This window comes from Longimicrobium sp. (assembly GCF_036388275.1).
Classification (GTDB): Bacteria; Gemmatimonadota; Gemmatimonadetes; order Longimicrobiales; family Longimicrobiaceae; genus Longimicrobium.
On the sequence record NZ_DASVSF010000024.1, the window covers coordinates 14,056 to 40,617 of the forward strand.

At 70.3% G+C, this 26,562-nt stretch carries 25 protein-coding genes; 19 read left to right on the top strand and 6 right to left on the bottom strand.

Translation table 11 applies throughout. From position 1 onward, the window contains the following. Nucleotides 1-71 precede the first annotated feature (71 nt). Genes VF632_RS07560 through VF632_RS07580 form a run of 5 tightly spaced genes read left to right on the top strand, consistent with a single transcriptional unit; the run spans nucleotide 72 to nucleotide 6,009 of the window. Nucleotides 72-1,022, top strand: coding sequence for a helical backbone metal receptor (locus VF632_RS07560; protein ID WP_331022262.1), 951 nt, complete (start codon nucleotides 72-74; stop codon nucleotides 1,020-1,022). Next, entirely contained in the window at nucleotides 1,019-2,002 is a 984-nt protein-coding gene (locus VF632_RS07565) for an iron ABC transporter permease (RefSeq protein WP_331022263.1), read from the top strand. The genes VF632_RS07560 and VF632_RS07565 overlap by 4 nt, the downstream gene beginning before the upstream one ends. Next, nucleotides 1,999-2,829, top strand: coding sequence for an ABC transporter ATP-binding protein (locus VF632_RS07570; RefSeq protein ID WP_331022264.1), 831 nt, complete (start codon nucleotides 1,999-2,001; stop codon nucleotides 2,827-2,829). The genes VF632_RS07565 and VF632_RS07570 overlap by 4 nt, the downstream gene beginning before the upstream one ends. After that, nucleotides 2,819-4,960, top strand: coding sequence for a TonB-dependent receptor (locus tag VF632_RS07575; protein WP_331022265.1), 2,142 nt, complete (start codon nucleotides 2,819-2,821; stop codon nucleotides 4,958-4,960). The genes VF632_RS07570 and VF632_RS07575 overlap by 11 nt, the downstream gene beginning before the upstream one ends. Then, a complete protein-coding gene (locus VF632_RS07580) occupies nucleotides 4,957-6,009 on the top strand; it encodes a hypothetical protein (RefSeq protein WP_331022266.1) in 1,053 nt (350 codons plus the stop codon). The genes VF632_RS07575 and VF632_RS07580 overlap by 4 nt, the downstream gene beginning before the upstream one ends. Nucleotides 6,010-6,100: 91 nt before the next feature. On the opposite strand, the gene VF632_RS07585 is transcribed toward VF632_RS07580, so the two are convergent. Continuing rightward, a complete protein-coding gene (locus tag VF632_RS07585) occupies nucleotides 6,101-6,391 on the bottom strand; it encodes a hypothetical protein (protein WP_331022267.1) in 291 nt (96 codons plus the stop codon). A gap of 700 nt (nucleotides 6,392-7,091) precedes the next feature. On the opposite strand from VF632_RS07585, the gene VF632_RS07590 reads away from it, so the two are divergent. From VF632_RS07590 to VF632_RS07605, 4 genes are read left to right on the top strand one after another with little or no spacing between them, the layout of a single operon-like run. Beyond that, nucleotides 7,092-8,003, top strand: coding sequence for a metal ABC transporter solute-binding protein, Zn/Mn family (locus tag VF632_RS07590; protein ID WP_414682886.1), 912 nt, complete (start codon nucleotides 7,092-7,094; stop codon nucleotides 8,001-8,003). Nucleotides 8,004-8,026: 23 nt separating this feature from the next. Beyond that, a complete protein-coding gene (locus VF632_RS07595; RefSeq protein WP_331022269.1) occupies nucleotides 8,027-8,836 on the top strand; it encodes a metal ABC transporter ATP-binding protein in 810 nt (269 codons plus the stop codon). Nucleotides 8,837-8,840: 4 nt separating this feature from the next. Then, entirely contained in the window at nucleotides 8,841-9,965 is a 1,125-nt protein-coding gene (locus VF632_RS07600; protein ID WP_331022270.1) for a metal ABC transporter permease, read from the top strand. Continuing rightward, nucleotides 9,965-11,074, top strand: a complete 1,110-nt coding sequence (locus VF632_RS07605) for a metal ABC transporter permease (protein ID WP_349263982.1) — start codon at nucleotides 9,965-9,967, stop codon at nucleotides 11,072-11,074. Before VF632_RS07600 ends, VF632_RS07605 begins: the two co-directional genes overlap by 1 nt. Before the next feature lie 570 nt (nucleotides 11,075-11,644). Here the strand turns inward: VF632_RS07605 and VF632_RS07610 are convergent. After that, nucleotides 11,645-12,460, bottom strand: coding sequence for a DUF72 domain-containing protein (locus tag VF632_RS07610; RefSeq protein WP_331022272.1), 816 nt, complete (start codon nucleotides 12,458-12,460; stop codon nucleotides 11,645-11,647). Nucleotides 12,461-12,631: 171 nt separating this feature from the next. Between VF632_RS07610 and VF632_RS07615 the strand changes: the two genes are divergently transcribed. From VF632_RS07615 to VF632_RS07640, 6 genes are all read left to right on the top strand, one after another. Next, entirely contained in the window at nucleotides 12,632-12,859 is a 228-nt protein-coding gene (locus tag VF632_RS07615; RefSeq protein WP_331022273.1) for a hypothetical protein, read from the top strand. A 268-nt stretch (nucleotides 12,860-13,127) separates the two neighbouring features. Further along, nucleotides 13,128-14,249, top strand: coding sequence for an N-acetylmuramoyl-L-alanine amidase (locus VF632_RS07620; RefSeq protein WP_331022274.1), 1,122 nt, complete (start codon nucleotides 13,128-13,130; stop codon nucleotides 14,247-14,249). 225 nt (nucleotides 14,250-14,474) lie between these two features. Next, complete coding sequence (locus tag VF632_RS07625; protein ID WP_331022275.1) at nucleotides 14,475-16,427, top strand: ATP-dependent DNA helicase RecQ; 1,953 nt, start codon at nucleotides 14,475-14,477, stop codon at nucleotides 16,425-16,427. Between the two features lie 99 nt (nucleotides 16,428-16,526). Then, on the top strand, nucleotides 16,527-17,657 hold the full coding sequence (locus VF632_RS07630) for an AI-2E family transporter (protein ID WP_331022276.1): 1,131 nt from the start codon (nucleotides 16,527-16,529) through the stop codon (nucleotides 17,655-17,657). Nucleotides 17,658-17,721: 64 nt separating this feature from the next. Then, the gene (locus VF632_RS07635) at nucleotides 17,722-18,111 is read left to right on the top strand and encodes a hypothetical protein (RefSeq protein ID WP_331022277.1); all 390 of its coding nucleotides are present in this window, start codon (nucleotides 17,722-17,724) and stop codon (nucleotides 18,109-18,111) included. Nucleotides 18,112-18,115: 4 nt separating this feature from the next. Further along, nucleotides 18,116-18,880, top strand: a complete 765-nt coding sequence (locus VF632_RS07640) for a class I SAM-dependent methyltransferase (protein WP_331022278.1) — start codon at nucleotides 18,116-18,118, stop codon at nucleotides 18,878-18,880. Between the two features lie 533 nt (nucleotides 18,881-19,413). Here VF632_RS07640 and VF632_RS07645 read toward each other — a convergent pair. From VF632_RS07645 to VF632_RS07655, 3 genes are all read right to left on the bottom strand, one after another. Beyond that, nucleotides 19,414-19,884 (bottom strand): peroxiredoxin, encoded by a 471-nt coding sequence (locus VF632_RS07645; protein WP_331022279.1) that lies wholly within the window; start codon nucleotides 19,882-19,884, stop codon nucleotides 19,414-19,416. Between the two features lie 27 nt (nucleotides 19,885-19,911). Continuing rightward, nucleotides 19,912-20,376 carry a hypothetical protein gene (locus tag VF632_RS07650; protein ID WP_331022280.1) on the bottom strand — a complete coding sequence of 155 codons (465 nt, stop codon included), beginning with the start codon at nucleotides 20,374-20,376 and terminating at the stop codon, nucleotides 19,912-19,914. A gap of 114 nt (nucleotides 20,377-20,490) precedes the next feature. Further along, nucleotides 20,491-20,754 carry a hypothetical protein gene (locus VF632_RS07655; protein WP_331022281.1) on the bottom strand — a complete coding sequence of 88 codons (264 nt, stop codon included), beginning with the start codon at nucleotides 20,752-20,754 and terminating at the stop codon, nucleotides 20,491-20,493. 182 nt (nucleotides 20,755-20,936) lie between these two features. Here VF632_RS07655 and VF632_RS07660 point away from each other — a divergent pair, with 182 nt between their 5' ends. The 4 genes from VF632_RS07660 (at nucleotide 20,937) to VF632_RS07675 (ending at nucleotide 24,646) form a co-directional block, all read left to right on the top strand. Continuing rightward, complete coding sequence (locus VF632_RS07660) at nucleotides 20,937-21,227, top strand: DUF433 domain-containing protein (protein ID WP_331022282.1); 291 nt, start codon at nucleotides 20,937-20,939, stop codon at nucleotides 21,225-21,227. 25 nt (nucleotides 21,228-21,252) lie between these two features. Then, entirely contained in the window at nucleotides 21,253-22,863 is a 1,611-nt protein-coding gene (locus VF632_RS07665; protein WP_331022283.1) for an ATP-dependent DNA ligase, read from the top strand. A gap of 411 nt (nucleotides 22,864-23,274) precedes the next feature. Further along, entirely contained in the window at nucleotides 23,275-23,643 is a 369-nt protein-coding gene (locus tag VF632_RS07670) for a GntR family transcriptional regulator (protein ID WP_331022284.1), read from the top strand. Nucleotides 23,644-23,653: 10 nt separating this feature from the next. Further along, nucleotides 23,654-24,646, top strand: a complete 993-nt coding sequence (locus tag VF632_RS07675) for a slipin family protein (protein ID WP_331022285.1) — start codon at nucleotides 23,654-23,656, stop codon at nucleotides 24,644-24,646. Between the two features lie 455 nt (nucleotides 24,647-25,101). On the opposite strand, the gene aceB is transcribed toward VF632_RS07675, so the two are convergent. Further along, on the bottom strand, nucleotides 25,102-26,562 hold a 1,461-nt coding region (aceB, locus tag VF632_RS07680), incomplete at its 5' end, for a malate synthase A (protein WP_331022286.1).

Here is a 26,562-nt window from a genome sequence, read left to right on the forward strand (position 1 = left end):
GAGCACGTACACGCCCCGTCCGCTGCCTTGCTGCCGCCCGTCCCTTCCGCAATCTGGAAGGAACGGGCGTTTTGATTCTGGACTCCGCACGCTGGCTGTGCCGCACCGCCGCCCCGGCCCTGATGGCCGTGGCGGTGCTCGTGCTGCCTGCGTGCGGCGGAGAGCGGCAGGCGGATCCTGCTCCCGCGCAAGCCGCCCGGGCGATCTCCGCCGCCGACGACGCGGGCGACACCGTGCGGCTCGCCGTCCCGGCGCGGCGCATCATCTCCCTCGCCCCCAGCGCGACGGAGACGCTGGTGGCCATCGGCGCGCGCGGGCAGCTGGCGGGGCGCACGGAGTACGACGTAGGGCTGGGCGTCGACGCGCTCCCGTCCGTCGGCGGCGGGCTGGACCCCAGCCTGGAGAAGATCCTCGCCCTGCGGCCGGACCTGGTCATCGGCTGGCACGCGGCGGGGGCCAACCCCGTGCGCGACCGGCTGCGCGAGCTGGGCATCCCCTTCTTCGCCGTGCGGACGACGGACACCACGGACGTGTTCCGCACCATCGGCAGGCTCGGCGTGCTGAGCGGACGGACGCGCGAGGCGGACTCCGCGTCTGCCGCGGTGCGCGGCGAACTCGATGGACTGCGCGCTTCCGTGGCGGGCCGGCCCGCGCGGTCGACCTTCATCGTGGTGGGCGACGAGCCGCTGATGACGGCAGGGCCGTGGACGGCCACCATCCAGCTGATGGAAGTCGCCGGCGGGCGGACGACGTTCCCCGACGCAAAGGGGCAGCCGCAGTACGTGTCGATGGAAGAGCTGGTGCGCCGCCAGCCCGAGGTGATCCTCCTTCCCGTCAGCGGCGACGGCGCGGCGCGGATTCGCGAGCTCTCGACCAAACCCGGGTGGCGCGAGCTGAACGCCTTTCGCACCGGGCGCGTGCATGCCCTGCCGGTGGAGCAGGTGTACCTGATGGGGCCGGGGATCGCCCAGACCGCGCGCCTGTTCCGCGACGCCATCCACCCGGAGCTGGCCGGCCGATGAAGCCGGCGCTGCGCCTGGCCCTGCTCGCCGCCCTTTGCGCCGGCGCCCTGCTGCTGAGCGTGCGGCTGGGCGCGGTGCGGCTGGGCGTGCGCGAGGTGCTGGACGCGCTGCGCGGCGCGGGCGACCCCACCACGGTGGCCATCGTGCAGCGGCTGCGGGTGCCGCGCTCGCTCCTGGCTGCGCTGGTGGGCGGCGCGCTGGCGGCCAGCGGCGCCGTGTTCCAGGCGCTGCTGCGGAATCCCCTCGCCGAGCCGTACGTCCTCGGTGTCTCGGGCGGTGCGGCGGTGGGCGCGGTGGCGGCGATCGTGTTCGGCGCCGGAGCGTCGAGCGCGGGAGTGGGGCTGGCGGCGTTCGCGGGGGCGGCCATCGCCATCGTGGTGGTTCTGCGGATGGCGGCTTCCGTCGGTCCCACGCTCGACACGCGCATCCTCCTGCTCTCCGGCGTGGTCGCCGGTGCGTTCTTCAACGCGTGCATCCTGCTGGTGCTGACCTTTGCGGACACGGAGAGCTTTCGATCCGCGCTCTTCTGGATGATGGGGAGCTTCAGCGGCGCCACGTGGCGGGAGATCGGCCTCCTCGCCGTGCTGGCGGGGCCGGCGCTGGCGGTGCTGTTCGTCCTGGCGCGGCCGCTGAACCTGCTGGCCGTCGGTGAAGAAACCGCGCAGTACCTTGGGGTGAGGACGGAGCGGGTGAAGCTGGCGGCCTACGGGACGGCATCGCTGCTGACCGCATCCGCCGTGGCCGTCAGTGGCGTGATCGGGTTCGTGGGGCTGGTGATTCCGCACATCGTACGGATGACGTGGGGGGCGGACCACCGCTTCCTGATCCCCGCGTCCGTCCTGCTCGGCGCCACCTTCCTGGTCCTGGCGGACTCGCTCGCGCGCACCGTCGCCGCGCCCACGGAGCTGCCCATCGGTGTGGTGACGGCGTTCGTGGGAGTGCCGTTCTTCCTGTGGATTTTGCGCAGGAGGGGCGCGTGAGCGGGTGGCGCTGCGACGGGGTGACGTTCGCGTACCCGGAATCCGCACGTCCGGCGATCTCGGAGCTGTCGCTGGAGATCCCGGCCGGCGCGTGCACCGCCGTCCTGGGGCCGAACGGGTCTGGCAAGTCCACGCTGCTTCGCCTGCTTCTGGGCACGCTGGCGCCCGCCGCGGGTCGGATCGAACTGGATGATCGTCCCCTCGGGGCGTGGAGCCGCGACGAGCTGGCGCGGCAGGTGGGCGTGGTCCCGCAGGGCGAGGACGCGGTGTTCCCCATGACCGTTCGCGAGATGGTGACGATGGGGCGCTACCCGCACCTGGGCCCCTGGCGCCGCGCAGGGGACGCCGACCGCCGCGCCGTGGGTGATGCCATGCGGCGCTGCGACGTGCATACGATGGCGGCTCGCGACATCGGCACGCTTTCCGGCGGGGAGCGGCAGCGGGCCCGGGTGGCCCGCGCGCTGGCGCAGCAGGCGCCCACGCTGGCGCTGGACGAGCCCACCGCCGCGCTGGACGTGGCCCACGAGATGGCCATCTTCGAGCTGCTGCACGACCTGGGGCACGCCGGAAAGACGGTGCTGCTGATCACCCACAACCTGAACCTTGCCGCCCGCTACGCCGATCGCCTGGTGCTGCTGGACGGCGGGCGCCTGGCCGCCGAGGGCACCCCCGCGCAGGTGCTGACGAGGGAAACCGTCGAGCGCGTCTACGGCTGGCCGGTGGAGATCGTTCCGCATCCCGGGCCGGGTCCGGACACGGGCGCGCCGCAGGTGGTGCCGCTATCGGGCGAGCAGTGCGGGCGGATGGAGCGCGGCCATGCGGCGTAGACTGCTGTCGCTTCTGCTGTCGATCGCCCTCCCCGCCTCCCTCGCGGCCCAGCGCCCGGGCGAGGTGGCCGGCCGCGTGGCGGAGGCGGGGACGGACGCGCCGCTGGAGATGGCCGCCGTCGATCTCCCGGAGCTGGGGATCCGGGTGTGGACGGACGGTGCCGGCCGCTTCGCCATCCGCGGCGTGGAAGAAGGCGCCCATCGCGTTCGCGTCACCCGGGCGGGCTACGTGGGATGGAGCGCGCAGGTGCGGGTGAGGAACGGCGAGGCGGCGTGGCTTTCCATCCCCCTCGCGCGCGACGTGCTGCTGCTCGACACCGTGAGCGCCGTGACGACCGTGCCCGATCCGCAGCGCGACGGAACGGTGGTCACCCGCGCGACAATCGAAGCGTCGGGGGCGCGGACCGCGGCGGACGTGGTGGGGCGCGCCCCCGGCGCGACGGTGCGCGAGAGCGGGCCGACGGGATCGCGCACCGTGAGCATCCGCGGCAGCGGCGCCGACGCCGTGCTGGTGCTGGTGGACGGCGCGCCGCTGAACGACCCCGTATCCGGCGAGGCGGACCTGAGCGCCGTTCCCGCCAGCAGCATCGAGCGGGTGACCGTGCTCCCCGGAGCCCACTCCGCCCGCTACGGCGCGCGCGCCGGCGCCGGGGTGGTGCTGATCGAGACGCGGGCCGGCGAGGTGCCGCCCGCCGCGGAAGTCTCCGGCGGCACCCTGGGCGCGCGGGCGGCGCGCGGCGAGTGGGGCGCGCCGGTGGGATCGGCCGCGATCCAGGCGGGCGCGCACACGCGGGCCGTGGACGGACGGTTCACCTACGAGCGTGACCCGAGCGATCCGACGCTCGTCCATCGTACCAACGCCGACGAGTTCGAGGCCGGGGCCTTCGCCGCGCTCACCGGCCGGCTCGCGGGTGGCGAGCTGCGGGTGCGCGGGGGATGGGAAACGCTGAAGCGCGGCCTTCCCGGCACAGGCCACACCCCCTCGCCGGATGCGCGGCAGTGGATGGAGCGCGGACGCGCGTCGCTGGCGTGGCGGCGCGGCCCGGCCTCGGCGCTGGTTTCCGGCGCCGTGCAGCGCGCGCGCTACGCGGACCCGGCGCCCCCGTTCGGCTTGGCGTACGACGACACCACCCGGGTGCGGATGGTGAACGCGCGCGCCGAGTCGTCCACCGGGTTCCGCCGCGGACGACTGGGGCTGGGGGTGGACGCGCTGGCCCAGCACGTGGAGGCCGCGCTCTCGGAGCAGGCGCCGCGCACCCAGTACGGCGGCGGCGTCTTCGCCCACGCGTCGGACGAGGCGCGCGTGCTCCGGCGCACGTTCGCGCTCTCGGCCGAGGCGCGCGTGGACCGCGACGGGGTGAGCGGAAACTGGTACGCCAGCCGCGCGCTGACGGTGCGGATGGACGGGCCGGTCCGCGTGCAGCTGGCCAACCGCAGCGCGTACAGCCCGCCGTCGCTGGGCGACCAGTTCTTTCGCGGCGGCGTGGGGATCGTTCCCAACCCCGACCTGCGCCCGGAGCGCATTCCCAACGAGTGGGAGATCGGCGCCTCCACCGCGGCCATGCTGGGCAACGTGTCCCTTTCCGCGTACGCCACGGCCTACGACAGCGACGTGCGCGGGATGATCGTGTGGATGCGCCGCTTCAACGACCGCTGGAGCCCCGGCAACATCGACGCGCACCGCCGCGGCATCGACCTTCGCGCCGATGCCGTGCTGCCGGGGAAGGGAGTGCGGGTGAACGCGTCGTACTCCCTGGCGCGCATCACGTACGACCGCCAGGGCAGGGATGACGACGGCGTGCAGGTGGTGTATCGCCCCCGGCACTCCGGGTGGATGGGGGCGGAGTGGGGCGGGGGGCCGTGGCGGGCGGAGGCGCGCGCCCGCTACACCGGCCCGCGGAACCCCACGCCCACGGAGGCCAACGTCATCCCCGGCTTCTGGGCCACGCAGCTGCGCGTGGCTCGCGACTGGCGGATGGGTGAGTGGGCGCTTTCCACCGCGCTGGACGTGGATCGCGCGCTGGACGAAAAAGGGCACCTGATCGCGGGATACCCCGAGCCCGGACGCCGGGCTCGCCTGGACGTGCGCATCCAGCGCACGCCGCTACCTTCACGAAATCGACCGAGATGATGACAACTCGTTTGGTCCGCCGCCTGGCGGGGATGGCCGCTCTGGCCGCCCTCTCGCTTTCGGCCGCGTGCGAGCGCAACCCCGCCCTCCCCAATGGCGAAGAGCGGGTGGCGGTGGTGGTGAACAGCGTCGACAACACGCTCAGCATCGTGCCGCTGGAACCAGGCGGGACGGAGCGCACGGTGGGCCTGGCCCAGGCCGCCAGCACCCCGGTGGACCTGGCGGTGCGCGGCAACGTCGCCGTGGTGCCGCTGGGCACCTACCCGTTCGCGGCCGTGGTGGACCTGGCTGCCGGCGTGGTGTCGTACCGCGTGCCGCTTCCGGCCAACTCGGGGGCCACGGGCGTGGCGTTCGTGAACGACAGCGTGGCGCTGGTCGCCAACCCGGGCCGCAACACCGTGTCGCCTGTGAACGTCCGCCGCGGGCAGGCGGGCGCCGAGATCCCGGTGGGCGTGTATCCGCAGGCCATCGTGGCGGGCAACGGCACGACGTTCGTCATCAACAGCAACCTGGTGAACTTTGCGCCCGCGGGGCCGGGCTCCGTGACGGTGCTCAACCCAGCGCTGGGCGTGGTCAAGACCATCGCGCTCAGCGGCGTGAACCCGGCGGCGGGCGCCGTGTTGGGCGACCGGCTGTACGTGCTCCACTCCGGCAACTTCGGCCAGGCGAACGGTTCGCTCTCCGTGGTGAACCTGCAGACGCTGACCGAAGAGTCGCACAACACGGGGTTCGGCGCCTTTCCCACTTCGCTGGAGGCGTTGGGCAACCCCAGCGTGCTGTACGTGGGCGGGTTCGGCTACGGCATCACCGCGTGGAACCCGGCGACGCGCCAGTTCCTGATTCCCCCGGCGACCCCGCTGAAGCCGAACGGGATCGCGGACGTCGGCGACCTGACGGTCGACGACCAGGGGCAGCTGTTCTTCACCGCGCCCGGCAACTGCACCCAGCGGGGGAACCTGTACCTGGTGGGCCCGACGGGCGCCCTCGCGGGGCAGGCCACGGTCGGCGTCTGTCCCCTGGGCGTGGAGCTCGCGCGCATCCAGAGCTGAGCTCGTCCGCGACGGCGGTTTCCAAACGGAAACACCCTCTCCAACGGCTGCGTGGGAGAGGGTGTTTCGTCTTGTCAGGACGATCACAAGATCAGGCGTTCGCGGGGCGGTCCTGCTGCTCGTCCTCACCATGGGTGCGGGCCCAGACGCGCAGGCTGGCGACCGTGCCCTGCAGGTCGTCGCGCTCCTCGTCGGACAGGCGGCGCTCGTCGGCGTAGCGGGTGAGGACGTCGGGGGTGATGTCCTCGACGCCGTCGCTTGCCACCTGGCCGGGGAGCCACTCCGCCAGCCCTCGCAGCATCACCTCCTCCTCCCGCTGCGTCCACGGGCGCGACCGGTCGGACCCGTTCAGGTATGCGTCCATTGCGGCATCGAACCTCATCGTCGTCTCCTCCCGTCTCGCGATGCTGGCGGACTGCGCACGTCCGCATCTGTTGGACCCTCACCGCAGGACGTGCGCCGGGCGGGTTGCGGGGGGCACAAGTGCTTTTGAGAAAGCTGGTTGCACGGTTCGATCGACGTTCGATTCGCATTCGACGCCGTGTCGAAGATACCTCCTGAGGGCTAAGTCGTACTCCGCGACGGGTAGCGAGCCATGCACGCACGCCGCACCTGTCGGCGCGCGATCGAATTCTCCCTTTCCCTTGCGAAACGGGGGAAGGGCCGGGGAGAGGGGGCTGCCGAGGCATGAGCGACACCCAATCGAACCCCGGTGAAGTTCTCCCCTCTCCCGGCGCAGTTTGCCGGGGGAGGGGTGGGGGAGGGGCTCGCCGGAGCGTGCGTCGGTAGTCAGTTGGGCTTTGATGTGGGGGCGAGAGCGGTGCGCTTCGGATGGTGTGTGGCGGATCCCTCGGTCGCTGCTGTCTCCGGTGCGCGGGAAGGTTCGCCGAGGCCGCTCCGTCGGGATGACATCGGCGCGCTTCGGCGCGTGCGGCCCCTTCCGAGTGCTCCAACCCGACCGGCACACCCTTGACGCCACGGGTGTTCTGCTTTATCCTGGCCTAGGCACGATTTTAACATCGCTTAAAAGTTGCTTTCGAACGGTGTGGGAATACAGGATGCGGATGGGATGTATGCGCGGGATGGCGGCGGTGCTGCTGGCCGTGGGCGTGGTGGCGGGATGTGCGCCCCCGGAGCCGCCCGACACGGAGGGGCGGCTGACTGTCGTAACCACGGTGGGAATGATCGCCGACGTGGCGAAGAACGTCGGCGGCGACCGCGTTCGCGTCGTGGGGCTGATGGGGCCGGGCGTGGATCCGCACCTGTACAAGGCCAGCGAGGGCGACGTCCGCCGCCTGTACCGCGCAGACGTGGTGTTCTATGGCGGGCTTCACCTGGAAGCCCGCATGGCCGAGGTGCTCGAGGAGATGGGCGAGCGCACCCGCGTGGTGGCGGTTACCGACAGCATTCCGCGCGATTCACTGCTCCGCACCCCCGGATATGCCACGTACGATCCACACGTGTGGTTCGACGTGCGCCTGTGGGCCATGACCGTGGGACTGATCGCCCGAACCCTGGGCGAGGCGGATCCGGCGCACGCCGCGGAGTACCGGGCGAACGCCGAGCGCTACCGCCGCGAGCTGGAGCAGCTGGATGCCTACGTACGCGAGCAGGCCCAGCGCGTACCCGCCGAGCGGCGGGTGCTGATCACCGCGCACGACGCCTTCAGCTACTTCGGGCGGCGGTACGGGTTCGAGGTGCGCGGGCTGCAGGGCATCAGCACCGCCGCCGAGGCGGGGACGGCCGACGTGCACGCGCTGGCGGGTTTCATCGCCGAACGCCGCATTCCGGCCGTCTTCGTGGAAACGTCCATCGCCCCCCGGACCATCGAGGCCGTGCGCGAAGCCGTGCGGGCGCAGGGCTTCGACGTGCAGATCGGCGGGTCGCTGTACTCCGACGCGCTGGGCAACGAGGGCACCCCCGCCGGCACCTACGCCGGGATGGTGCGCAACAACATCGACACCCTGGTGCGCGCGCTGCTGCGCGAGCCCTGAAATATTCGTAGATGCGAGGAATCATGAACGAACAGGCGCCCGCCATCGAGGTCAACGACCTCACGGTGGCGTACCGAGACAAGCCCGTGCTGTGGGACATCGACGTGCAGGTGCCCCGTGGGGTGCTGATGGCCATCGTGGGCCCCAACGGCGCGGGCAAGTCCACGCTCATCAAGGCCATGCTGGGATTGGTGCGCGCGGCGGCGGGACAGGTTCTGGTGCACGGCCGCCCGTACGCCGAGCAGCGCAAGCTGGTGGCCTACGTTCCCCAGCGCGGCAGCGTGGACTGGGACTTTCCCACCAGCGTGCTCGACGTGGTGATGATGGGGTGCTACGGCTCGCTGGGATGGCTGCGGCGGCCGGGAAAGAAGGAGCGCGACGCCGCCATGGCCGCCCTGGGGCAGGTGGGGATGCAGGACTTTGCCGAGCGGCAGATCTCGCAGCTTTCCGGCGGCCAGCAGCAGCGCGTGTTCCTGGCGCGCGCCCTGGTGCAGAACGCCGGGCTGTACCTGATGGACGAGCCGTTCCAGGGCGTAGACGCCAAGACCGAGCGCGCCATCGTCACCGTCCTGCAGCAGCTGCGTGCCGCCGGAAAGACGGTGGTCGTCGTCCATCACGACCTGGAAACCGTTCCCGAGTACTTCGACTGGGTGCTGCTGCTGAACGTGCGCCGCATCGGCATGGGGCCGGTGGCCGAGGTGTTCACGGAAGAGAACCTGCGGCTGACGTACGGCGGGCGCGTCCCCTTCCTCCAGCGCCGGAACGGCCACCTGGAGGGCGCCAAGCCCGTCGGCGATGCGCCCCGGCCCGACGGCTCCATGGCCGCGGACTGAAGCCATGGACTTCTTTTCCGACTACACGCTGCGCATCGTGGCGCTGGGCGCGGCGGCGCTGGGGATGACCAGCGGCGCCCTGGGCTCATACGCCGTGCTCCGCAAGCAGAGCCTGCTGGGCGACGCCATCAGCCACGCCGCGCTGCCGGGCATCGCCCTGGCCTTTCTGCTCACCGGCAGCAAGGCGCCGCTCGTGCTGGTCCTTGGCGCGGCGGTGGCGGGATGGGTGGGGACGCTGGTGGTGATGAAGATCGTCAACGCCACGCGGGTGAAGGAGGACAGCGCGCTGGGGATCGTCCTCGCCGTGTTCTTCGGCGCCGGCCTGGTGCTGCTGACGGTCATCCAGAAGCGCCCTGATGCCAGCCAGGCGGGGCTGGATCGCTTTCTCTTCGGACAGGCGGCCACGCTGCTGTGGCGCGACGTGGTGATGATCGCCACGCTGGGCGGGCTGGCCCTGGGCGTGGCCGCGCTCTTCTGGAAGGAGTTCAAGCTGCTGGCCTTCGATCCCGACTACGGCGCCAGCCTGGGGCTGCCCATGCGCGGATTGGACGTGCTGCTGACCTCCGTGCTCGTGGTCTCCATCGTCATCGGCCTGCAGACCGTGGGGGTAGTGCTGATGAGCGCGATGGTCGTGGCGCCCGCCTCGGCCGCGCGGCAGTGGACGGACCGCATGGGAACCATGGTCCTGCTCGCTGGCGGAATCGGCGCGCTGGCGGGCGTTTCCGGCGCGGTGATCAGCAGCATGAGCCAGCACGTGCCCACGGGACCCACGATCGTCCTGTGCCTGACGGTGCTGGTGCTCTTTTCGATGGCGCTCGCGCCCAACCGCGGGCTGGTGTGGGCCGCCGTGCGCCAGGCGCGCAACCGCCGCACCCTTCACATGCACGCCGTGCTGGCAGACCTGAACGAGCTGGCCGTGCAGCACGGCGGCGCCCACCACGGGCACGCGACGGCCGTGCTGGAGGCGGCGCACCCCGGCGCGAGGCACGAGCTGGAGGAGCTGGAGCAGCGCGGCTGGGCGACGCGCGCGGGCGACGACTGGTCCATCACGGCCGCCGGCCAGGCCGAGGCGCTCCGCGGCGGCCCGGGCACCCGGGGCCGGGACGACGACGAGGAGGACGCGCGATGATGGTGCCCGAACAGGAGATCCAGTGGATCGCCGCGGTTACGGCGGCGGCGTGCGCGCTTCCCGGCGTGTTCCTGGTGCTGCGCCGGATGGCGCTGATGAGCGATGCCATCAGCCACGCCATCCTGCTGGGCATCGTCATCGGCTTCTTCATCACCGAGAACATCGCCTCGCCGCTGCTGGTGGCGGCGGCGGCGCTCACCGGCGTGCTCACGGTGTCGCTGGTGGAGGTGATCAACCGCACGCACCTGGTGCGCGAGGACGCGGCGATCGGCCTGGTGTTTCCCGCGCTGTTCAGCATCGGGGTGATCCTGATTTCGCGCTTCGCCGGGAGCGTGCACCTGGACGTGGACGCCGTGCTGCTGGGCGAGCTGGCCTTTGCGCCGTTCAATCGCCTGGTGGTGAACGGGGTAGACCTGGGGCCGCGCATCCTGTGGCTGATGAGTGCCATCCTGCTGCTGAACGCCGCCTTCATCGCCGCGTTCTACAAGGAGTTGAAGCTCACTACGTTCGATGCGGCGCTGGCGGGCGCGCTGGGCTTTGCGCCGGGCCTCGTGCACTACGCCTTCATGACACTGGTGTCCGTTACCGCGGTCGGCGCCTTCGACGCGGTGGGGAGCATCCTGGTGGTGGCGCTGATGATCGCCCCGCCGTCCGCCGCGTACCTGCTGACGGACCGGCTTCCGCGGATGATCGGGCTGAGCGTGGCGATCGGCGTGGCGAGCTCGCTTTCGGGCTACTGGATGTCGTACCTGTTCGACGTCTCGATCGCGGGATCGATGGCCACGATGACGGGCGTAGCGTTCGGGCTGGTGTTCCTGCTCGCTCCGGAGCGCGGGCTGCTGGCGCTGGCGCGGCGGCGCGCGCGGCAGAGGTGGGAGTTCGCGCAGACCATGCTGGCCATCCACCTGATGAACCACGAGGATTCGCCCGACGCGGCCGAGGAGAACCGCGAGTCGCACCTTCACGCGCACCTGCGCTGGGAGCAGGACTTCGCCCGCCGCGTGATCCGCCGCGCGGAGGGCACCGGCTGGCTATCGCGCGCGGACGACGACGCGCTGCAGTTGACGGAGCGCGGACGCGCCGCGGCGCGCGAGGCGGTCGGGGCCTGAGGAGCAGGGGAGTGTCGGCAGCGTGAGGCCAAGGCCGACATCCCGCCCGCCATCTGTCATCCAGAGGCGCAATCGCAGCGGCCCGGCCCGTACACCAGACTCTGCGCGCCGAAGGATCTAACCCCGGAAGCCTCTCAACCCGGGCGCGGCAGCGACACGAAGACCGAGCCCCACCCGTGCGGGTGCAGGCACCTGCCGCGCCACACAGTTTGGGCGCGCCACACGATCCTCCCCCACACGAGAACAGGCCAGTCCGCGAAGGCGGACTTCGTGTGGTTGTTGCAGCGAATTCATTCGCCCGACACAGCCGGGACGTGCTTGCGCCTCTGGATGACGACGTTTGGGCGGTCCCGTCAGGTTAGGTGGCTTAACCCACGCCAGGGCGGCGGTACCGGTGGGTCCGCAGGTACGGGGCGTCTCGCGGAGTGTGTGGCGGATCCCTCGGTCGCTGCATGGGTCGGGGGTACAGGCCGGCTCGGCGTGGCCGCTCCGTCGGGATGACAGATGCGCTTCGGAGGGCGCGGTGCGCGTGCGGGTGAAGCGTGCGGCTGCGCTCACTCACGCGGCGCATCAGAACAGCGAGATCTGCTCGCCGATGGCCTTGGGGTCCACCGGGGCCTGGCCCAGCAGGGACTGCAGCTCGCGGGCGTTGGCGGGGCTGTGGCCGGCGAAGTGGTTGTTGAAGTATCCGAACACGCTGACACCCCGGCCCGCGATCGTCTTCAGCACCTCGGCCCAGGAGCGGATTTCGCCCGAACGGTCGAACTGCAGGTGCGAGTAGTCCACGATGTCGCGGTTGGGGCCCATCCACCGGATGTAGTGGAAGTCCGCCGTGGGCGCGGCGGCCAGCTCCGTCATCGTTTCGCGCGGAATCCACTTTCCGTCGCTGAGCGCCAGCGCCGCCCCGTGCGACTCCAGCAGCGACAGCAGCCGCGGGAGCACGGCGTCCGCCATCCACCGGCTCTGGCGCACCTCCACCGCGAACCGCACGTCGCGAGGGAGGCGCCCGACGAACCGCTCGAGCGCGGCGAACTCGTCGGGCCCGAAGTCCGGCCCCATCTGCACCAGCACCGGCCCCAGCTTGGGCCCCAGCTCGCGGGCCCGGTCCAGGAACTCGTCGGTGACCGTGTCGGCGTCGCGCAGCCGGCGCTCGTGCGTCACCTCCTGCGGCATCTTCAGCGCGAACAGGAACCCGTCCGGCGTGCGCTGCGCCCATCCGCGGACCGACTTGGCCGGGGGGATGGCGTAAAACGTTGAATCGACCTCCACCGTGGTGAACGCCTGGGCGTAGGTGCGCAGGAACTCGATGGGCCTGGTGCCTTCGGGATAGAAGGGCCCCACCCACGCCGTGTAGTTCCAGCCCTGCGTACCGATTCGAATGCTCACGGGCGAGCCACGGAAGTGAGGGAAAGTCACCAGAGTGACGGAAGCAGCCACCGGTGGATCAGTAGCGGGCGACCGGCTCGCGGGCAAGTGCGTGAAACTCGCGCGCGGCATCCTCCGTACGGCTGATCCGTGACCATTGGAGCGTCGATATCAAGCAAGGGAGTGTGTCAGATGAGCGACAAGAGCAGCTTCGAAACGTTCCTGAAGTGGGCCGTGGTGGTGATCGTGGCGATCGCGGCCCTGAAGGTGGTGATGGCCGTCCTCGGCATCGCGTGGGTCCTGGGCGCGTTCCTCCTGTTCCGGGTTCTGCCGCTGGTGCTGGTGGTGTGGGGCATCGTCAAGCTGGTGCAGTGGCTCAAGAGCGACCGCGGCTCGCCCGCCGGTACCTCGACCTACTGACCCAACACTGATCGGCGCCGATCGCCCCCGCGGAAAACCCTTCCGCAGGGGCTTCGGCGCGTCCTTTGGGGATGGTGCGTCCCACTCGGGACAGCGGTGCCTGGCACGCCCGGCCTGACGAGGCTTGAGGGCACTATGTAAACACCTGCGGAACAACCAGTTGTCGTGGAGCCCCACGCTTCGCGGCAGGGGAACGCAGATTGCTCCACGGATGCTAGAACCCGCGTCCACACGCCTCGAAGCGGGCCCCCCCACGGAGGTTTCCCGGATGAAGATCATCAACCATCGCCTCGCTCACGACGACGGTACGCCGTACCGGTTTCGCGCGACCCCCAACCAGGGGGTGAGCGGCAATTCCGACGCCGAGCTTCGCGCACGGTGGCTGGTAATGCACTACACGGCGGGCGGCAGCGCCGAGGAATCCATCGGCTGGCTCGCCAACAAGCAGGCCAAGGCGTCCGCCCACATCGTGATCGCCAAGGACGGAACCATCACGCAGCTCGTGCCGTTCAACCGCGTGGCCTGGCACGCCGGCAAGAGCAAGTGGGAAAACGTCAACGGCCTGAACAGCCACTCCATCGGCATCGAGCTGGACGGGTTCGGCATCGTGGGCGATGCCGACGGGCCCTGGCGCTCGCCCGGCGGCAAGACCGTGCCCGCCGCCGACGTCCTGGTGGCGACGCACAAGAACGAGACGGCACCCCGCGGCTGGGCCAGGTATCCGCAGGCGCAGCTGGACGTGGCGCGCGAGCTGGCCACCCTGCTGGTACGGGAGTACGGGCTGAAGGACGTGATCGGGCACGAAGACATCGCGCCCGGACGCAAGCAGGACCCCGGCCCCGCGTTTCCCATGGCCAGCTTCCGCGCCGAAGTCATGGCCAGGCCCGCCCCGGAGGTGTCCACGCCGGCCCGCCCGGCCGCGGGCGCGCGCTTCCGCGTGACGGCCACGCTCAACGTGCGGCGGGGGCCCGGAGCGCAGGAGAGCACCGTGAACGGCAGCCCGCTCCCGGAGGGAACCATCGTGCGTGCCGTGGCGGATCGTGACGGGTGGAAGCAGGTGACGGCCGAGGGCTCCGTGAACGGCGTCACGGGCGTGTCGGGCTGGGCGAGCGCCAAGTACCTCGAGCCGATGCCCGGCGCCCTGTTCGTCACCACCGACACGGTGAACATCCGCATGGGGCCGTCGCCCAGCGACAAGAAGGTGGCCGGCGGCCCGCTGCCCACCGGCACGGTGGTGCAGGCAATGGAGGAACGCGACGGCTGGACGCGCGTCACCGCGCAGGGCACGCTCCGCGGCGTAACGGGTGTCACCGGCTGGGTGAACTCCAGCTTCCTGCGGCCGGCCACGCAGCCCGTGACGGGGATCAACTCGGTGCAGCCCACGTCCTGACCTCGGCTCACCGGAAGAACGGCCAGGGCGCCCTCCACATCGGGGGCGCCCTGTTTTTTCACGTCCGGCAGCTCCAATTCCGCCACCGCCGGCCCAATTCGATCCGAGTGAGCCACAGGTGCGACGGGTTTTTGTCAACGCCTTGACGGCGTTCCACCCGTCCATTTCTTTAGGCGTGGCCGCGCGACAGGCGCGCGGCCGCGTCCCCTGGCTCCGGGTGGAAAGATGGCTCCGAATAGTGCATCCCCAGACACGCTTTCCGCCGCCGCCAGCCCCGAGCAGGTGCTGCACGAGAGGTTCGGGCTGCCGGAGTTTCGCCCGGGGCAGCGGCGGGTGATCGACGCCCTGCTGGAACGGGGCGGCGCGCTGGCCGTGTTCCCCACCGGCGGGGGAAAGTCGCTGTGCTACCAGCTGCCCGCGCTGCTGCTGCCGGGCGTGACCGTGGTCGTGTCGCCGCTGATCGCGCTGATGAAAGACCAGATCGACTACCTGCGCGGCCGGGGGATCGAGGCGGCGCGGCTGGACAGCTCCCTTTCGCGCGACGAGGCCGCGTCGGTGGAGCGGGGGCTGAGGAACGGCACGCTGAAACTGCTGTACGTGGCCCCCGAGCGCTTCAACAACGAGCGCTTTCTGGACCAGCTGGGCCGCGCGCGCATTTCGCTGTTCGCCGTGGACGAGGCGCACTGCATCTCGCAGTGGGGCCACAACTTTCGACCCGACTACCTGAAGCTGGCCGAGACGGCGCGCGCCATCGGCGTCGAGCGCGTGCTGGCGCTCACGGCTACGGCCACCCCCGCCGTGGTGGACGACATCTGCACCACCTTCGGCATCGACCGCGACGCGGCGGTGGTCACCGGCTTCCATCGCCCCAACCTGTTCCTTTCCACCGTTCCCACCGAGGCGGCGCGGCGCGATGACGTGCTGGTGGACCGGGTGCGCGGGCGCGCGCCGGGGGCGGGCATCGTGTACGTGACGCTGCAGAAGACGGCCGAGCGGGTCGCCAAGGTGCTGGCGGACGCGGGCGTGCCGGCCATGGCCTACCATGCGGGGATGGAGGCGGAGGACCGCACGCGGGTGCAGGAGTGGTGGAAGGGGTCCGACCGGGCCGTGGTGGTGGCGACCATCGCCTTCGGAATGGGGATCGACAAGGCCGACGTGCGCTACGTCTATCACTACAACCTGCCCAAGGGGATCGAAAGCTACAGCCAGGAGATCGGCCGGGCGGGGCGTGACGGGCTGCCCTCGACGGTGGAGATGCTGGGCAGCCGCGAAGACGTGTCGACGCTGGAGAACTTCGCCTTCGGCGACACGCCCGACCGCGAGTCGCTGCGCGGGCTGCTGGCCGACGTGGCGGCGGCGGAGGGCACGTTCGACGTGGCGCCGCGCGCATTGAGCCTGAAGCACGACATCCGCGAGCTGGTGCAGCGCACGGCGCTCACCTACCTGGAGCTGCTGGGCGTGCTTCGGCAGGGTACGCCGTTCTACGCCGGCTACAAGATGAAGCCGCTGGTGTCCGTTCCCGAGATCGTGGGCCGCTTCTCCGGCGAGCGCGCGCAGTTCGTGGAGGGGATCTTCAAGCGCGCCAGGTTCGGCCGCAGCTGGTACACGCTGGACCTGGAGGGCGCCGAGCCCGACCAGCGCAGCCGCATCGTTCGCGCGGTGGACTGGCTGGGCGAGCAGGGGCTGGCCGAGGTCACGGCGAGCGATCTGCGGCTTCGCTTCCACAAGCTCGTGGCGCGCCCCGACGTCGATGCCCTAGCCGACGCGCTGCTGGAGCGCTTCGTGGCGCGGGAGCAGTCGGAGGTGGAGCGAATCGCGCTGATGGGGCAGCTGGTGGAGCGCGACGGGTGCCAGACCAACTTCGTGCTGGAGTACTTCGGCGAGGGTGGCCACGCGCCGTGCGGCCACTGCACGTGGTGCCAGACGGGGCACGCGTCCGTCTTTCCCCCGCTTCCGCCGGCGCCGCCCATCGAGCGGATGGTGGACGTGGCGGAGTTCCGCGCCCTGTGCGCCGCGCAGCCGGAGGCGCTGGCCACGCCGCGGCGCCGCGCGCGGTTCCTGTGCGGGCTCACCAGCCCCGCCATCGGCGCGGCGCGCCTGGGCCGCAACCGCCTGTTCGGCGCGCTGGAAGAACGGCGCTTTCCCGAAGTGCTGGCCTGGTGCGAATCCCATCTGTGAGGACGAGTACAGGCTGACGGCCGGCGAAAACGTGGGATGGTGCACTCCTTGCCCGCCCCGCGGCGGGGATCCCAGGGAGAACGCGAACGGGAGGGGCGGATGGCCGAGGACAAGACACCCACACCCATGGCGCGGGGCCCCGTGCCCGCCGACGCCGTGGCGCGGCACCCGACCGGCCCGATGGGCCAGGTGAGGCCCGAGCACCTGTATCGCGCCGTGCTGCTGGGTTTTCTGCTGGCGCTGCTGTACCGCTACTTCGACCCGCTCACCCGCGTGTTCCTGATGGTGTACGCGGCGGTCATCATCGCCATCGGGCTCAACGGGCTGCGCGCGCTCATCCCCGTGCAGCGCAAGTGGATGGCGGCGGGGGTGGGGGTGGTGGTCATCGGCGGGCTGGTGGCGCTGCTGGCGTGGGGAACGCCGCTGCTGGTGGGGCAGGTGAAGGACCTCGCCTCGCAGGGCCCCGCCATGGAGCAGCAGATCACCAGTTGGGAGGAGTGGCTGCACACCCGCATGGGAATGCAGGTGAACATCCCCAGCCCGTCGCAGCTGTTCTCGGGTGGCGGCGGGGGTGGCGGCGCCGCAAAGGTGATGGGTCAGGCGGCGAGCGTGCTGGAGATCCTGTTCGTGCCGCTGGTGCTGTTCTTCGGCGCCCTGTTCGCGCTGGCCAGCCCCAACGACCACCTGCTGACCCCCATGATGCGGGTGATGCCCGAAGGGCTGCGCCTGGCCTGGTACCGCATCTTCCAGCTGCTGGGCGAGCGGATCATGGGGTGGCTGAAGGGCGTGGGGACGGCGATGGTGGGCGTGGGCGCGCTGAGCGTGGTGGCGTTCTACCTGATCGGCGTGCCCAACGCGCTGCTGCTGGGGCTGTTGAACGGGCTGCTGGAGTTCATTCCACTCGCCGGCCCGTGGATCGGCGGGCTGTCCGCGACGATGGTGGCGTTCCTGGTGGATCCGACCAAGGGGATGTGGACGGCCATCGCGGCGCTGGCCATCCAGCAGATCGAGGCCAACATCATCACGCCGTGGGCCATGTCGCACAACGCCGAGATCCACCCGTTCGTCACCCTGTTCGCCCTGGTGCTGTTCGGCAGCCTGTTCGGCTTTCTGGGCGTGCTGCTGGCGCTGCCGCTGGTGCTGCTGGTGTGGACTCTGGTGCAGGTGCTGTGGGTGGAGCGCGCGATCGACACCGACCGCGAGCGCATTCAGCCCGTGGTTCCCGAGTAGCGCGCGGACGGACCCCGGACGTTCGATCCGCGCGCCGCGTCGTTCACCTGAGCGAGACGATCCGATGACCCAACCCCGTGAGCTGCCGCTGGGCGCCACGCTGCGCATCATCCGCATGGCGTTCCTGGGCGGCGTCTTCCTCTTTGGAGTGGCGGTCACCTTCCTGGTGGGCCGCGACGGGCCCCGCGCCCCCGAACGGGCGGCTACCATGCAGGTGATGAACATCATCTTCATCGTCGCGGCCGCGGGGGGAATCCTGTGGATTCAGCGCAAGCACGCCGCGGAGCAGGACCCCGTCGCACGCAAGTCGCTGAACATCGCGGCGTGGGCGTTCGGGGAGGCCACGGCCCTCTGTGGCGCCGTTCACTATCTGCTGGTGGGCAGCCCCATCCCCTACCTGGTGGGGCTGGGGATGATGCTGGCCGCCTTCGCCCTGGTGCCCATCCGCGACTAATCCCATGCCGGATGCCACCGCGCGCTTCTCCGACCGCGTCGCCGACTACGTCCGCTACCGCCCTGGCTATCCGGACGAGGTGATCCGCGTGCTTCGCGACGAGACGGGGCTGGCGCCGGTGCACGTGGTGGCGGACGTGGGATCGGGGACGGGAATTTCGTCCAGGATCTTCCTTGACCAGGGCAACCGGGTGTTCGCCGTGGAGCCCAACCCCGACATGCGCGCCGCCGCCGAGACGATGCTGGGCGGCGACCCGCGCTTCCGCAGCGTGGCGGGAACGGCGGAAGCGTCCACCCTCGCCGCCGCGGCGGTTGACTATGCCGTGGCGGGCCAGGCATTCCACTGGTTCGACGCGCCCCGTGCGCGCGACGAGTTCCGGCGCATCGTGCGGCCGGGCGGCTGGGCGGTGCTGCTGTGGAATGCGCGGCGGACGGACACCTCGCCGTTCCTGCGCGCGTACGAGGCGCTGCTGCACGAGCACGGGACGGACTACACGTCGGTGAACCACGAGAACATCACCGACGACACCCTGCGGGCGTTCTTTGGCGGCTCGTACACGCTGCGGACGGCATACAACGAGCAGGTGTTCGACTATGACGGCTTGAAGGGACGGCTGCTCTCGTCGTCGTACGCGCCCAACGAGGGCCATCCCGGCCACGCGCCGATGATGCGCGCACTGGAGCGGGTCTTCGGCGAGCACCAGGTGGACGGGCGCGTGGTCTTCGAATACGACACCAAGATCTACTTCGCCCCGGTGCATCGCGGCTGAGAGGGAGAACTTCGATCGGGTTCGACAGGGATCAGCGCATGCCTCGGCCGCCCCTCTCCCGGCCTCTCCCCCATAAACCCCCATGGGGGAGAGGAGAATTCGATTGCGCTCCGGCTGGCCCTGCGCACTCAACTGGCTCCCTTCCCCCGCGGCTGTTTGCGGGGGAAGGGCTGGGGATGGGGGGGCCGGCCCGAGCACCGGGCCTGCCTCGTCGCACCAAAGTCCGAAGTGTACAACCCTCTCCCGCTTGCGGGAGAGGGTGGCACGCGTGTTAGCGCGGCCGGGTGAGGGCCCCACGGCAGCCGAGGCCTCCGTTACAGTGACCGCTGCCGCGCCCTGGCTGGTACGTGCCCCAGGCTAGATCCTTCGGCCCGCGACGTCCGTGCTGCGGGATGATGTGGTGCGCTTGGGCCTCAGGATGACAGGCTTTGGTGTGGGCTGCGGGATGGAATCGGGGCGGCGGCCTATGGATGACGAAAGAGCCGCTCGCCTACCACTGGCGGACGGCTCTCCTAACGTTTCCGGCGGCAGCGCTACGCGGCGAGCGCCTGCTTGATCTCGTCGAACGGGGGCAGCAGGCTGGGGTTGGTGCTGTGCCATGCGTAGCGGATGGCGCCGTCGCTGCCGATCACGAACGCGGCGCGGTCCGAGGCGTTGCGCAGCCCGGGCCCCAGCGGGCTCTCGCGCAGCACGCCGAACGCTGTCGAGGCCTCGCGGTTGAAGTCCGAGGCGAACAGGTAGTCGGCCCCCACCTCCTGCTTGAACCGCTGCAGCACGAACGGCGAATCCACGCTCGTGGCGATCACCCGGGCGTTCAGCCCCGTGTACGTGCCGATGTCGTCGCGCATGGTGCACAACTCTTCGGTGCAGGTGCTGGTGAACGCCAGCGGAAAGAACAGCAGCACCACGGGTCCCTGCTTCCACTCGTCGGCCAATTGCACCGGCTTCATGTCGGTGGAAACGAGCGTTACATCCGGCGCGGCATCGCCCTGCTGAAGCCCCATCGATCGGTCCCTCGGCAAAAGTGTGGTTCAGGAATCTTCTTCGGCCGCCGCCAGGCGCAACGTGCCGAGCGCCTGGCGCACCAGCTCGCGCTCGGCCTCCTGCTCGCCCGCGGGGGCAACGTACGTGGCGAACATCATCACGCCGGGCGCGGAGGCTACGGCCACCATCCAGAAAGTCACATCGCCTTCGTCCTCGTCCTCCGCCTCGTACTCGCAGACGGCCAGCTCGGCGCCGCCCTCCAGGGGCAGGTCGTCGACGTCGTCCTCTTCCAACTCCACGCCTCGGTCTTCCAAAAAGGCGTACAGCTCTTCGGCGGGGTCGGGAAAGTCGTCCTCCGCATCGAACGAGATGAGGTGAAGCGTGCCGATCCCCTCGTCCTCGCGCCACACCTCGAGGCCGCCCTGCTCCTCGTCCGGCGCCGCCGACCACCCCGCCGGCGGCACCATGCTGAACCGGCCGTCGGGGTCCTGCACCCGCTCCTTCTCGCTCATCCGCATTTCTCCCGCTGAGGATGGGGCGCGCAAGATGCCACACGCCCGAACGCCCGGCAAGCGGTCCGCATCGGACCGCCACCGGGCGCTCGCCCCTCCCCACCACCACACCCGTCACGCCGCCGGCCGCACCCTCGCATCGCCCGAACGCTGGATGTTCGCCGCCAGCCCCGTGCGATCGTCCGCGACGGGTTCCCGCGCGAGGAGCCGGAGCGCCGGGTGGACGGCGGTGGCCGGCGTGGCGCCGAACTGCGCCTGCACGCGGGTGATGTCCTCCAGCGGCACCGAGGTAGCCATGAAGCGGCGCAGCTTGTCCAGAAACTCCTGCTCGATGCGCTCGGCGAGGGAGCGCGCATATTCAGTCCGTTGATCGTCCATCGGAGTGCCCGTGGGTCGTAAGTCGGCGTCATCCTGCACGGACCAAGGATCGCCCTTCCGCGCCCCCGCGGCATGGGTACTTTGCACTATCTTCTGTCAGGCGATTGACCGTCCGGATTCACGCGGTCAGATTCAGTGCCGAGCAGGAAGTTCCGAGATCGGGCCCGACAGGGGAGGATACGATGGAGAAGCGCACCGGCGTCGGTGAAGGATCGTTGGTGATGATCGATCCACAGGTATGCGGAGGCATGCCGGTCGTCCGCGGCACGCGCATCGCCGTGCACACGCTGGCCGACCTGGCCGGACAGGGCGCACCCGACCAGGAGCTGCTGGAAGACTATCCTTCGCTCACGGCGGACAGCCTTTCGGCCGCGCTCGCGTACGCCCGCGCAAACCCGCGACGCAATCAACCTGTACCGACTCCGTGGATCGGCGGAACGGTGGTGCGCACGACCGCCCGGGAGCACGGGTGATCCGCCATTCTCTCCGGACGACGAGTTGAAGGACTTCGCCGCGCTGTACGCAGAGCTGGACGAGACCACGAAGACGGGCGAGAAGGTGGATGCGCTCGCCCGCTACTTCGCGGCCGCGAACCCGGCCGATGCCGCGTGGGCCGTGCACTTCCTGAGCGGAAGGCGGCCCAAGCGGCTCGTTGGCGCGCGCAAGCTGGCGGCGTGGGCCATGGAGGCGGCCGACGTGCCCGAGTGGCTGTTCGCGGAGTGCTACGATTCCGTCGGCGACCTGGCCGAAACCATCTCCCTCCTTCTCCCGCCATCGGGCGCATCCACCGACCTGCCGCTGCGGCACTGGGTGGAGGAGCGCCTGCTTCCCCTGCGCGGCGAGGACGAGGCGGGGCAGCGCGGCGAAATCCAGCAGGCCTGGGCAGAGCTGGACGGGCCGCAGGCGTACGTGTGGAACAAGCTGATCACCGGCAGCTTTCGCGTGGGCGTGTCGCAGAGCCTGGTGGTCCGCGCGCTGGCCCGCGTGTCGGGCGTGGACGAGGCGGCCGTCGCGCACCGGATGATGGGCGCGTGGGACCCCAATCCCGAGTTCTACGCGCGGCTGTTGGAGATGGACACGCGCGACACCGACCTCAGCCGCCCGTACCCGTTCTTCCTGGCGTACGCGCTGGAGGGCGAGCTGGAATCGCTGGGCGATGCGCGCGACTGGCAGGCCGAGTGGAAGTGGGACGGCATCCGCTCGCAGGTGATCCGGCGCGGCGGCTCCACCTTCATCTGGTCGCGCGGCGAAGAACTGATCACGGAGCGCTTTCCCGAGCTGGCGCACGCCGCCGCCCTGCTCCCCGACGGCACCGTGCTGGATGGCGAGATCATGCCCTGGCGCGACGGGCCGCTCCCGTTCGCGCAGCTGCAGCGGCGCATCGGACGCAAGGTGCTGGGGCCCAAGATTTTGGCCGAGGTGCCGGTAGTCCTGCTCGCGTACGACCTGCTGGAGGTGGATGGCGTGGACGTCCGCGAGCAGCCCCAGGCCTGGCGCCGCGCGCGGCTCGAGGAGCTGGTGCGGGCGACGCCTTCCGGCGGGCGCTTTCTCCTTTCGCCGGTGGTGGCCGCGGCGGACTGGGATGGCGTGCTGCAGGCCCACCGCGACGCCCGCGCCCGCTCCGCCGAGGGGCTGATGCTCAAGCGGGCGGACGCGCCGTACGGCGTGGGCCGGAGGAAGGGCGCGTGGTGGAAGTGGAAGGTGGAGCCGTTCACCATCGACGCCGTGCTGATCTACGCGCAGCGGGGACACGGCCGCCGCGCGTCGCTGTACACCGACTACACGTTCGGCGTGTGGAAGGAGGGCGAGCTGGTGCCCTTCGCCAAGGCGTACTCGGGGCTGACGGACGTGGAGATCCGCAAGGTGGATTCGTTCGTGCGCCGCAACACGACGCAGAAGTTCGGGCCGGTGCGCACGGTGAAGCCCGAGCTGGTGTTCGAGCTCGCCTTCGAAGGCATCCAGCGCTCGCCCCGCCACAAGAGCGGCGTCGCGGTCCGCTTTCCCCGCATGCTCCGCTGGCGCACGGACAAGAAGCCGGAAGACGCCGACTCGCTGGACACGATCTTCTCCCTCCTGGAATCGGCGGCGGCCCAGGCCTCGGGCGACTGACGGGCCCGGTCAGTCGCGACGTGGGAAGACGATGCGGCCGCGCGGTGTCATCCCGATGGAGCGGCCCCGGGTTACTCAGCCCTGACACCGTGGATTGCAGCGACTGAGGGATCCGCCACACAGCGCGCCGCATCGCGTGAAAACTACGGTCGTCCCCATTGCTTGGACGTGTCGCCCACGGTGCCGCTGGTCCGCGGGATGTTCGATCTCTGGCGGCGTCGGTCTGCTTCCGTCCCGCGAAGTATGTGGCGGATCCCTCGGTCGCTGCCGTCTGACGTGCAGGGGCAGATTCGCCGCGGCCGCTCCGTCGGGATGACAGGTGCGCTTCGGTCGACACGTTGCGCGTCTGGCGCATCTCCCGTTTCGGCGGAAACACTTGACCGCGGCGTTCTGCCGCCGCATCCCTTCCCCATGTTCCACATCGACCCGACCGATCCCACGCCGGTGGAAGCGCAGATCGTCCGCACGGTGCGCGCGGCCATCGGCGCCGGCGCGCTGGGCCCCGGCGATACGCTCCCAACCGTCCGCCAGCTTGCGGTGGACCTGCGCGTGGGCGCCAACGCGGTCGCCCGCGCCTACACCGAGCTGGAGAAGCAGCAGGTACTCGAAACCATGGCCGGGGTGGGCACCGTAGTGAGGGCATCTTCCGACGCCATCGACCGCGAGGAGCTGCTCGCGGAACTGTGCGCGCTGGAAGACGGGTTCCTGCGCGAGGCGGCCGCGCTGGGATTTTCGCTGGACGACGTGATCATTCACCTGGACAGCCGCCGCAACCGCTAAGGGGAATCCCATGCCGGGCACCGACCTCACGCAGTACAAGGCGAACATGCCCCAGCTCACGCCGGGAAGCGTTCCGCGCGGCAACGTCCTCGGAACGCTGGCGCTCACCATCCCGTCCGTCATCGGCGGAGCGATCACGGCCGCCGCGGGCGAGCCGCTGGCGCTGATTGCCGGGATCGGAATCGGCTGCGTCGCCATGTTCTCGCCCAAGATCGCGCAGCAGTGGGAGCGCGCGGTGGTGCTGAAGTTCGGCAAGTACGTGGGGCTGCAGGGCCCCGGCGTGTTCTGGGTGATCCCGGGCGTGCACACGGTGGCGGCCTGGGTGGATCATCGCACCACCACGACCTCCTTCGCGGCCGAGCAGACGCTGACCAGCGACGCCGTGCCGGTGAACGTGGACGCGGTCCTGTTCTGGACGGTGTACGACGCCGAAAAGGCCGCCCTCGAGGTGCAGGACTACCGGCAGGCGGTGAGCTGGGCGTCGCAGACGGCGCTACGTGACATCATCGGCCGCACGTCGCTCTCGGAGCTGCTGGCCGGACGGGAAAAGATCGAGCAGGAGCTGCAAGGGCTCATTGACAGCCGTACGACGCCGTGGGGGGTGACGGTGCACTCGGTGGAGATGCGTGACGTGGTGATTCCGGCGTCGCTGCAGGACGCCATGAGCCGGCAGGCGCAGGCCACGCGCGAAAAGCAGGCGCGCATCATCCTGGGCGAGGCCGAGGTGGAGATCGCCAAGCTGTTCGAGAAGGCGGCCGAAAGCTACCAGGGGAACCCGGTGGCGCTGCAGCTTCGGCAGATGAACATCCTGTACGAGGGGCTGAAGCAGAAGGGCGGTATGATGGTGGTGCCCAGCACCATCGTCGACAGCATGGGGGCGAGCGGCATCATGGCCGCGGCGGCGCTCGCCAAGCAGTCCCAGGACGAACGCGCCACGCCGTCCTCGATGTCGGCGGACCCGTTCGCCGGGAGCGAGTTGCGGATCGTTACGGACGAGGACTGAAGGGGCCCCACCCCCGGCCCCTCCCCGCACAAACTGCGTGCGGAGAGGGGAGAACCCGGATTGGTGGGTCCGAGCAGGTTCGGTGCGTCGGCGGGCGCCCCCCATCCCCAGCCCTTCCCCCGCAAACTGCGCGGGAGAAGGGAGCCAGTGTGGCGCGTCCCCTCGATGGTGGCGCGCCACATCTGTCATCCAGTCGAGGTCTCGGCTCCGCTGGGGCGAATGAATTCGCGGCAACGAGGCCCAAAGTCCGCCTGCGCGGACTGCATGCGGAGTCGTGCGCACCAGGCCAGACGGAGCGCGCAAAACTGGCGCCTCTCCCCCGCGCAGTTTGCGGGGGAGAGGTTGGGAGAGGGGGGCGGCCGCGGCATGCGCTCAACCCAGTCGAACCCCGTCCGAAGTTCTCCCCTCTCCGCACAGCAGTATCGTGCGGGGAGGGGCCTCCGCGGTTACACCCCTCAGTGCAGGATCTCGTACGCCGGAAGGGTGAGGAACGGAATGAACTCGGTGCCCAGCACCAGGTCGTCCAGCAACGCGCTGGCAGACTCCAGGCAGCGCGTGTCGGTGCGCTCGGCGCGCAGGGCCGCCATCTCGGCGTCGCGGATGCGCGTGTAGTCGTCCGGCGTGAAGTAACCGTCCTGGTCGCCGTCGTCGGCGATGGGGGTGCGGTTGCGGATCCACTGCCACAGCTGCGCGCGGCTGATCTCGGCGGTGGCGGCGTCTTCCATCAGGTTGTGGATGGCCACGGCGCCGTTGCCCTGCAGCCACGCCTCGATGTACTGCAGCGCCACGTTCACGTTCAGCCGCGCACCGCCCTCGCTCACCTGACCGCCCACGATGCCGGTTTCCAGCAGCGCCGCCGAGCGCACGTTCACATCGTCGCGCTGGCGGTGCTTCTGGTTGGGCCTGTCGCCAAGCACCGGGTCGAACTCGGCGCGCGCGACGGGCACCAGGTCCGGGTGCGCCACCCAGGTGCCGTCGAAGCCCTGCCCGGCCTCGCGCGCCTTGTCCTCGCGCACCTTGGCCATCGCGCGCTCGTTCACCTCGGCGTCGCGGCGGCTGGGGATGAAGGCCGCCATCCCCCCCATGGCGTGCGCGCCGCGGCGGTGGCAGGTCTTCACCAGCAATTCCGCGTACGACTTCATGAAGGGAACCGCCATCGTAACCTGCACCCGGTCGGGGAGCACGAAGTCGCCGCGGTTCCGGAACTTCTTGATCATGCTGAAGATGTAGTCCCAGCGGCCGGCGTTGAGGCCCGCGGCGTGATCGCGCAGCTCGTACAGGATCTCGTCCATCTCGAACGCGGCCAGGATGGTCTCGATGAGCACCGTGGCGCGGATGGTTCCGTGCGGAATGCCCAGGGCCTGCTGCGCGTGGGTGAACACCTCGTTCCACAGGCGCGCCTCGAGGTGGCTTTCCAGCTTGGGCAGGTAGAAGTACGGCGCCGAGCCACGGGCGCACAGCTCGTGCGCGTTGTGGTAATAATATAAGCCAAAGTCGAACAGGGAGGCGCTAATGGGCTCGCCGTCCACCAGCACGTGCTTGTCGACCAAGTGCCAGCCCCGGGGACGCACCATGAGCACGGCAGTTTTTTCGTTGAGGCGGTACTCCTTTGCGGGCGTGCTGAGCGAAATGGTGCCCCGCACTGCATCGCGCAGGTTGAGTTGGCCCTGCACCACGTTGTCCCAGGTCGGCGAGTTGGAGTCCTCCAGGTCGGCCATGAAGACGCTGGCGCCCGAATTCAGCGCGTTGATAATCATCTTCCGCTCTACGGGACCGGTGATTTCCACGCGGCGGTCCTGCAAGTCTTGAGGCACGGGGGCTACGGTCCACTCCTGCTCGCGAATGCGCTGGGTTTGGGGCAGAAAATCGGGCAAGATGCCGGCAGCGAAATCCGCTTGCCGTTCGGCACGCCGGGC

Bases quoted from the DNA above. Each gene is read 5' to 3' on its own strand.
- VF632_RS07565 (WP_331022263.1), top strand. From the start codon at position 1,019: ATGAAGCCGGCGCTGCGCCTGGCCCTGCTCGCCGCCCTTTGCGCCGGC.
- VF632_RS07630 (WP_331022276.1), top strand. From the start codon at position 16,527: ATGGCCGAGGACAAGACACCCACACCCATGGCGCGGGGCCCCGTGCCC.
- VF632_RS07675 (WP_331022285.1), top strand. From the start codon at position 23,654: ATGCCGGGCACCGACCTCACGCAGTACAAGGCGAACATGCCCCAGCTC.
- VF632_RS07615 (WP_331022273.1), top strand. From the start codon at position 12,632: ATGAGCGACAAGAGCAGCTTCGAAACGTTCCTGAAGTGGGCCGTGGTG.
- VF632_RS07575 (WP_331022265.1), top strand. From the start codon at position 2,819: ATGCGGCGTAGACTGCTGTCGCTTCTGCTGTCGATCGCCCTCCCCGCC.
- VF632_RS07640 (WP_331022278.1), top strand. From the start codon at position 18,116: ATGCCGGATGCCACCGCGCGCTTCTCCGACCGCGTCGCCGACTACGTC.
- VF632_RS07645 (WP_331022279.1), bottom strand. From the start codon at position 19,884: ATGGGGCTTCAGCAGGGCGATGCCGCGCCGGATGTAACGCTCGTTTCC.
- VF632_RS07650 (WP_331022280.1), bottom strand. From the start codon at position 20,376: ATGAGCGAGAAGGAGCGGGTGCAGGACCCCGACGGCCGGTTCAGCATG.
- VF632_RS07655 (WP_331022281.1), bottom strand. From the start codon at position 20,754: ATGGACGATCAACGGACTGAATATGCGCGCTCCCTCGCCGAGCGCATC.
- VF632_RS07595 (WP_331022269.1), top strand. From the start codon at position 8,027: ATGAACGAACAGGCGCCCGCCATCGAGGTCAACGACCTCACGGTGGCG.
- VF632_RS07620 (WP_331022274.1), top strand. From the start codon at position 13,128: ATGAAGATCATCAACCATCGCCTCGCTCACGACGACGGTACGCCGTAC.
- VF632_RS07580 (WP_331022266.1), top strand. From the start codon at position 4,957: ATGATGACAACTCGTTTGGTCCGCCGCCTGGCGGGGATGGCCGCTCTG.
- VF632_RS07625 (WP_331022275.1), top strand. From the start codon at position 14,475: ATGGCTCCGAATAGTGCATCCCCAGACACGCTTTCCGCCGCCGCCAGC.
- VF632_RS07585 (WP_331022267.1), bottom strand. From the start codon at position 6,391: ATGAGGTTCGATGCCGCAATGGACGCATACCTGAACGGGTCCGACCGG.
- VF632_RS07605 (WP_349263982.1), top strand. From the start codon at position 9,965: ATGGTGCCCGAACAGGAGATCCAGTGGATCGCCGCGGTTACGGCGGCG.
- VF632_RS07660 (WP_331022282.1), top strand. From the start codon at position 20,937: ATGGAGAAGCGCACCGGCGTCGGTGAAGGATCGTTGGTGATGATCGAT.
- VF632_RS07590 (WP_414682886.1), top strand. From the start codon at position 7,092: ATGGCGGCGGTGCTGCTGGCCGTGGGCGTGGTGGCGGGATGTGCGCCC.
- VF632_RS07670 (WP_331022284.1), top strand. From the start codon at position 23,275: ATGTTCCACATCGACCCGACCGATCCCACGCCGGTGGAAGCGCAGATC.
- VF632_RS07600 (WP_331022270.1), top strand. From the start codon at position 8,841: ATGGACTTCTTTTCCGACTACACGCTGCGCATCGTGGCGCTGGGCGCG.
- VF632_RS07635 (WP_331022277.1), top strand. From the start codon at position 17,722: ATGACCCAACCCCGTGAGCTGCCGCTGGGCGCCACGCTGCGCATCATC.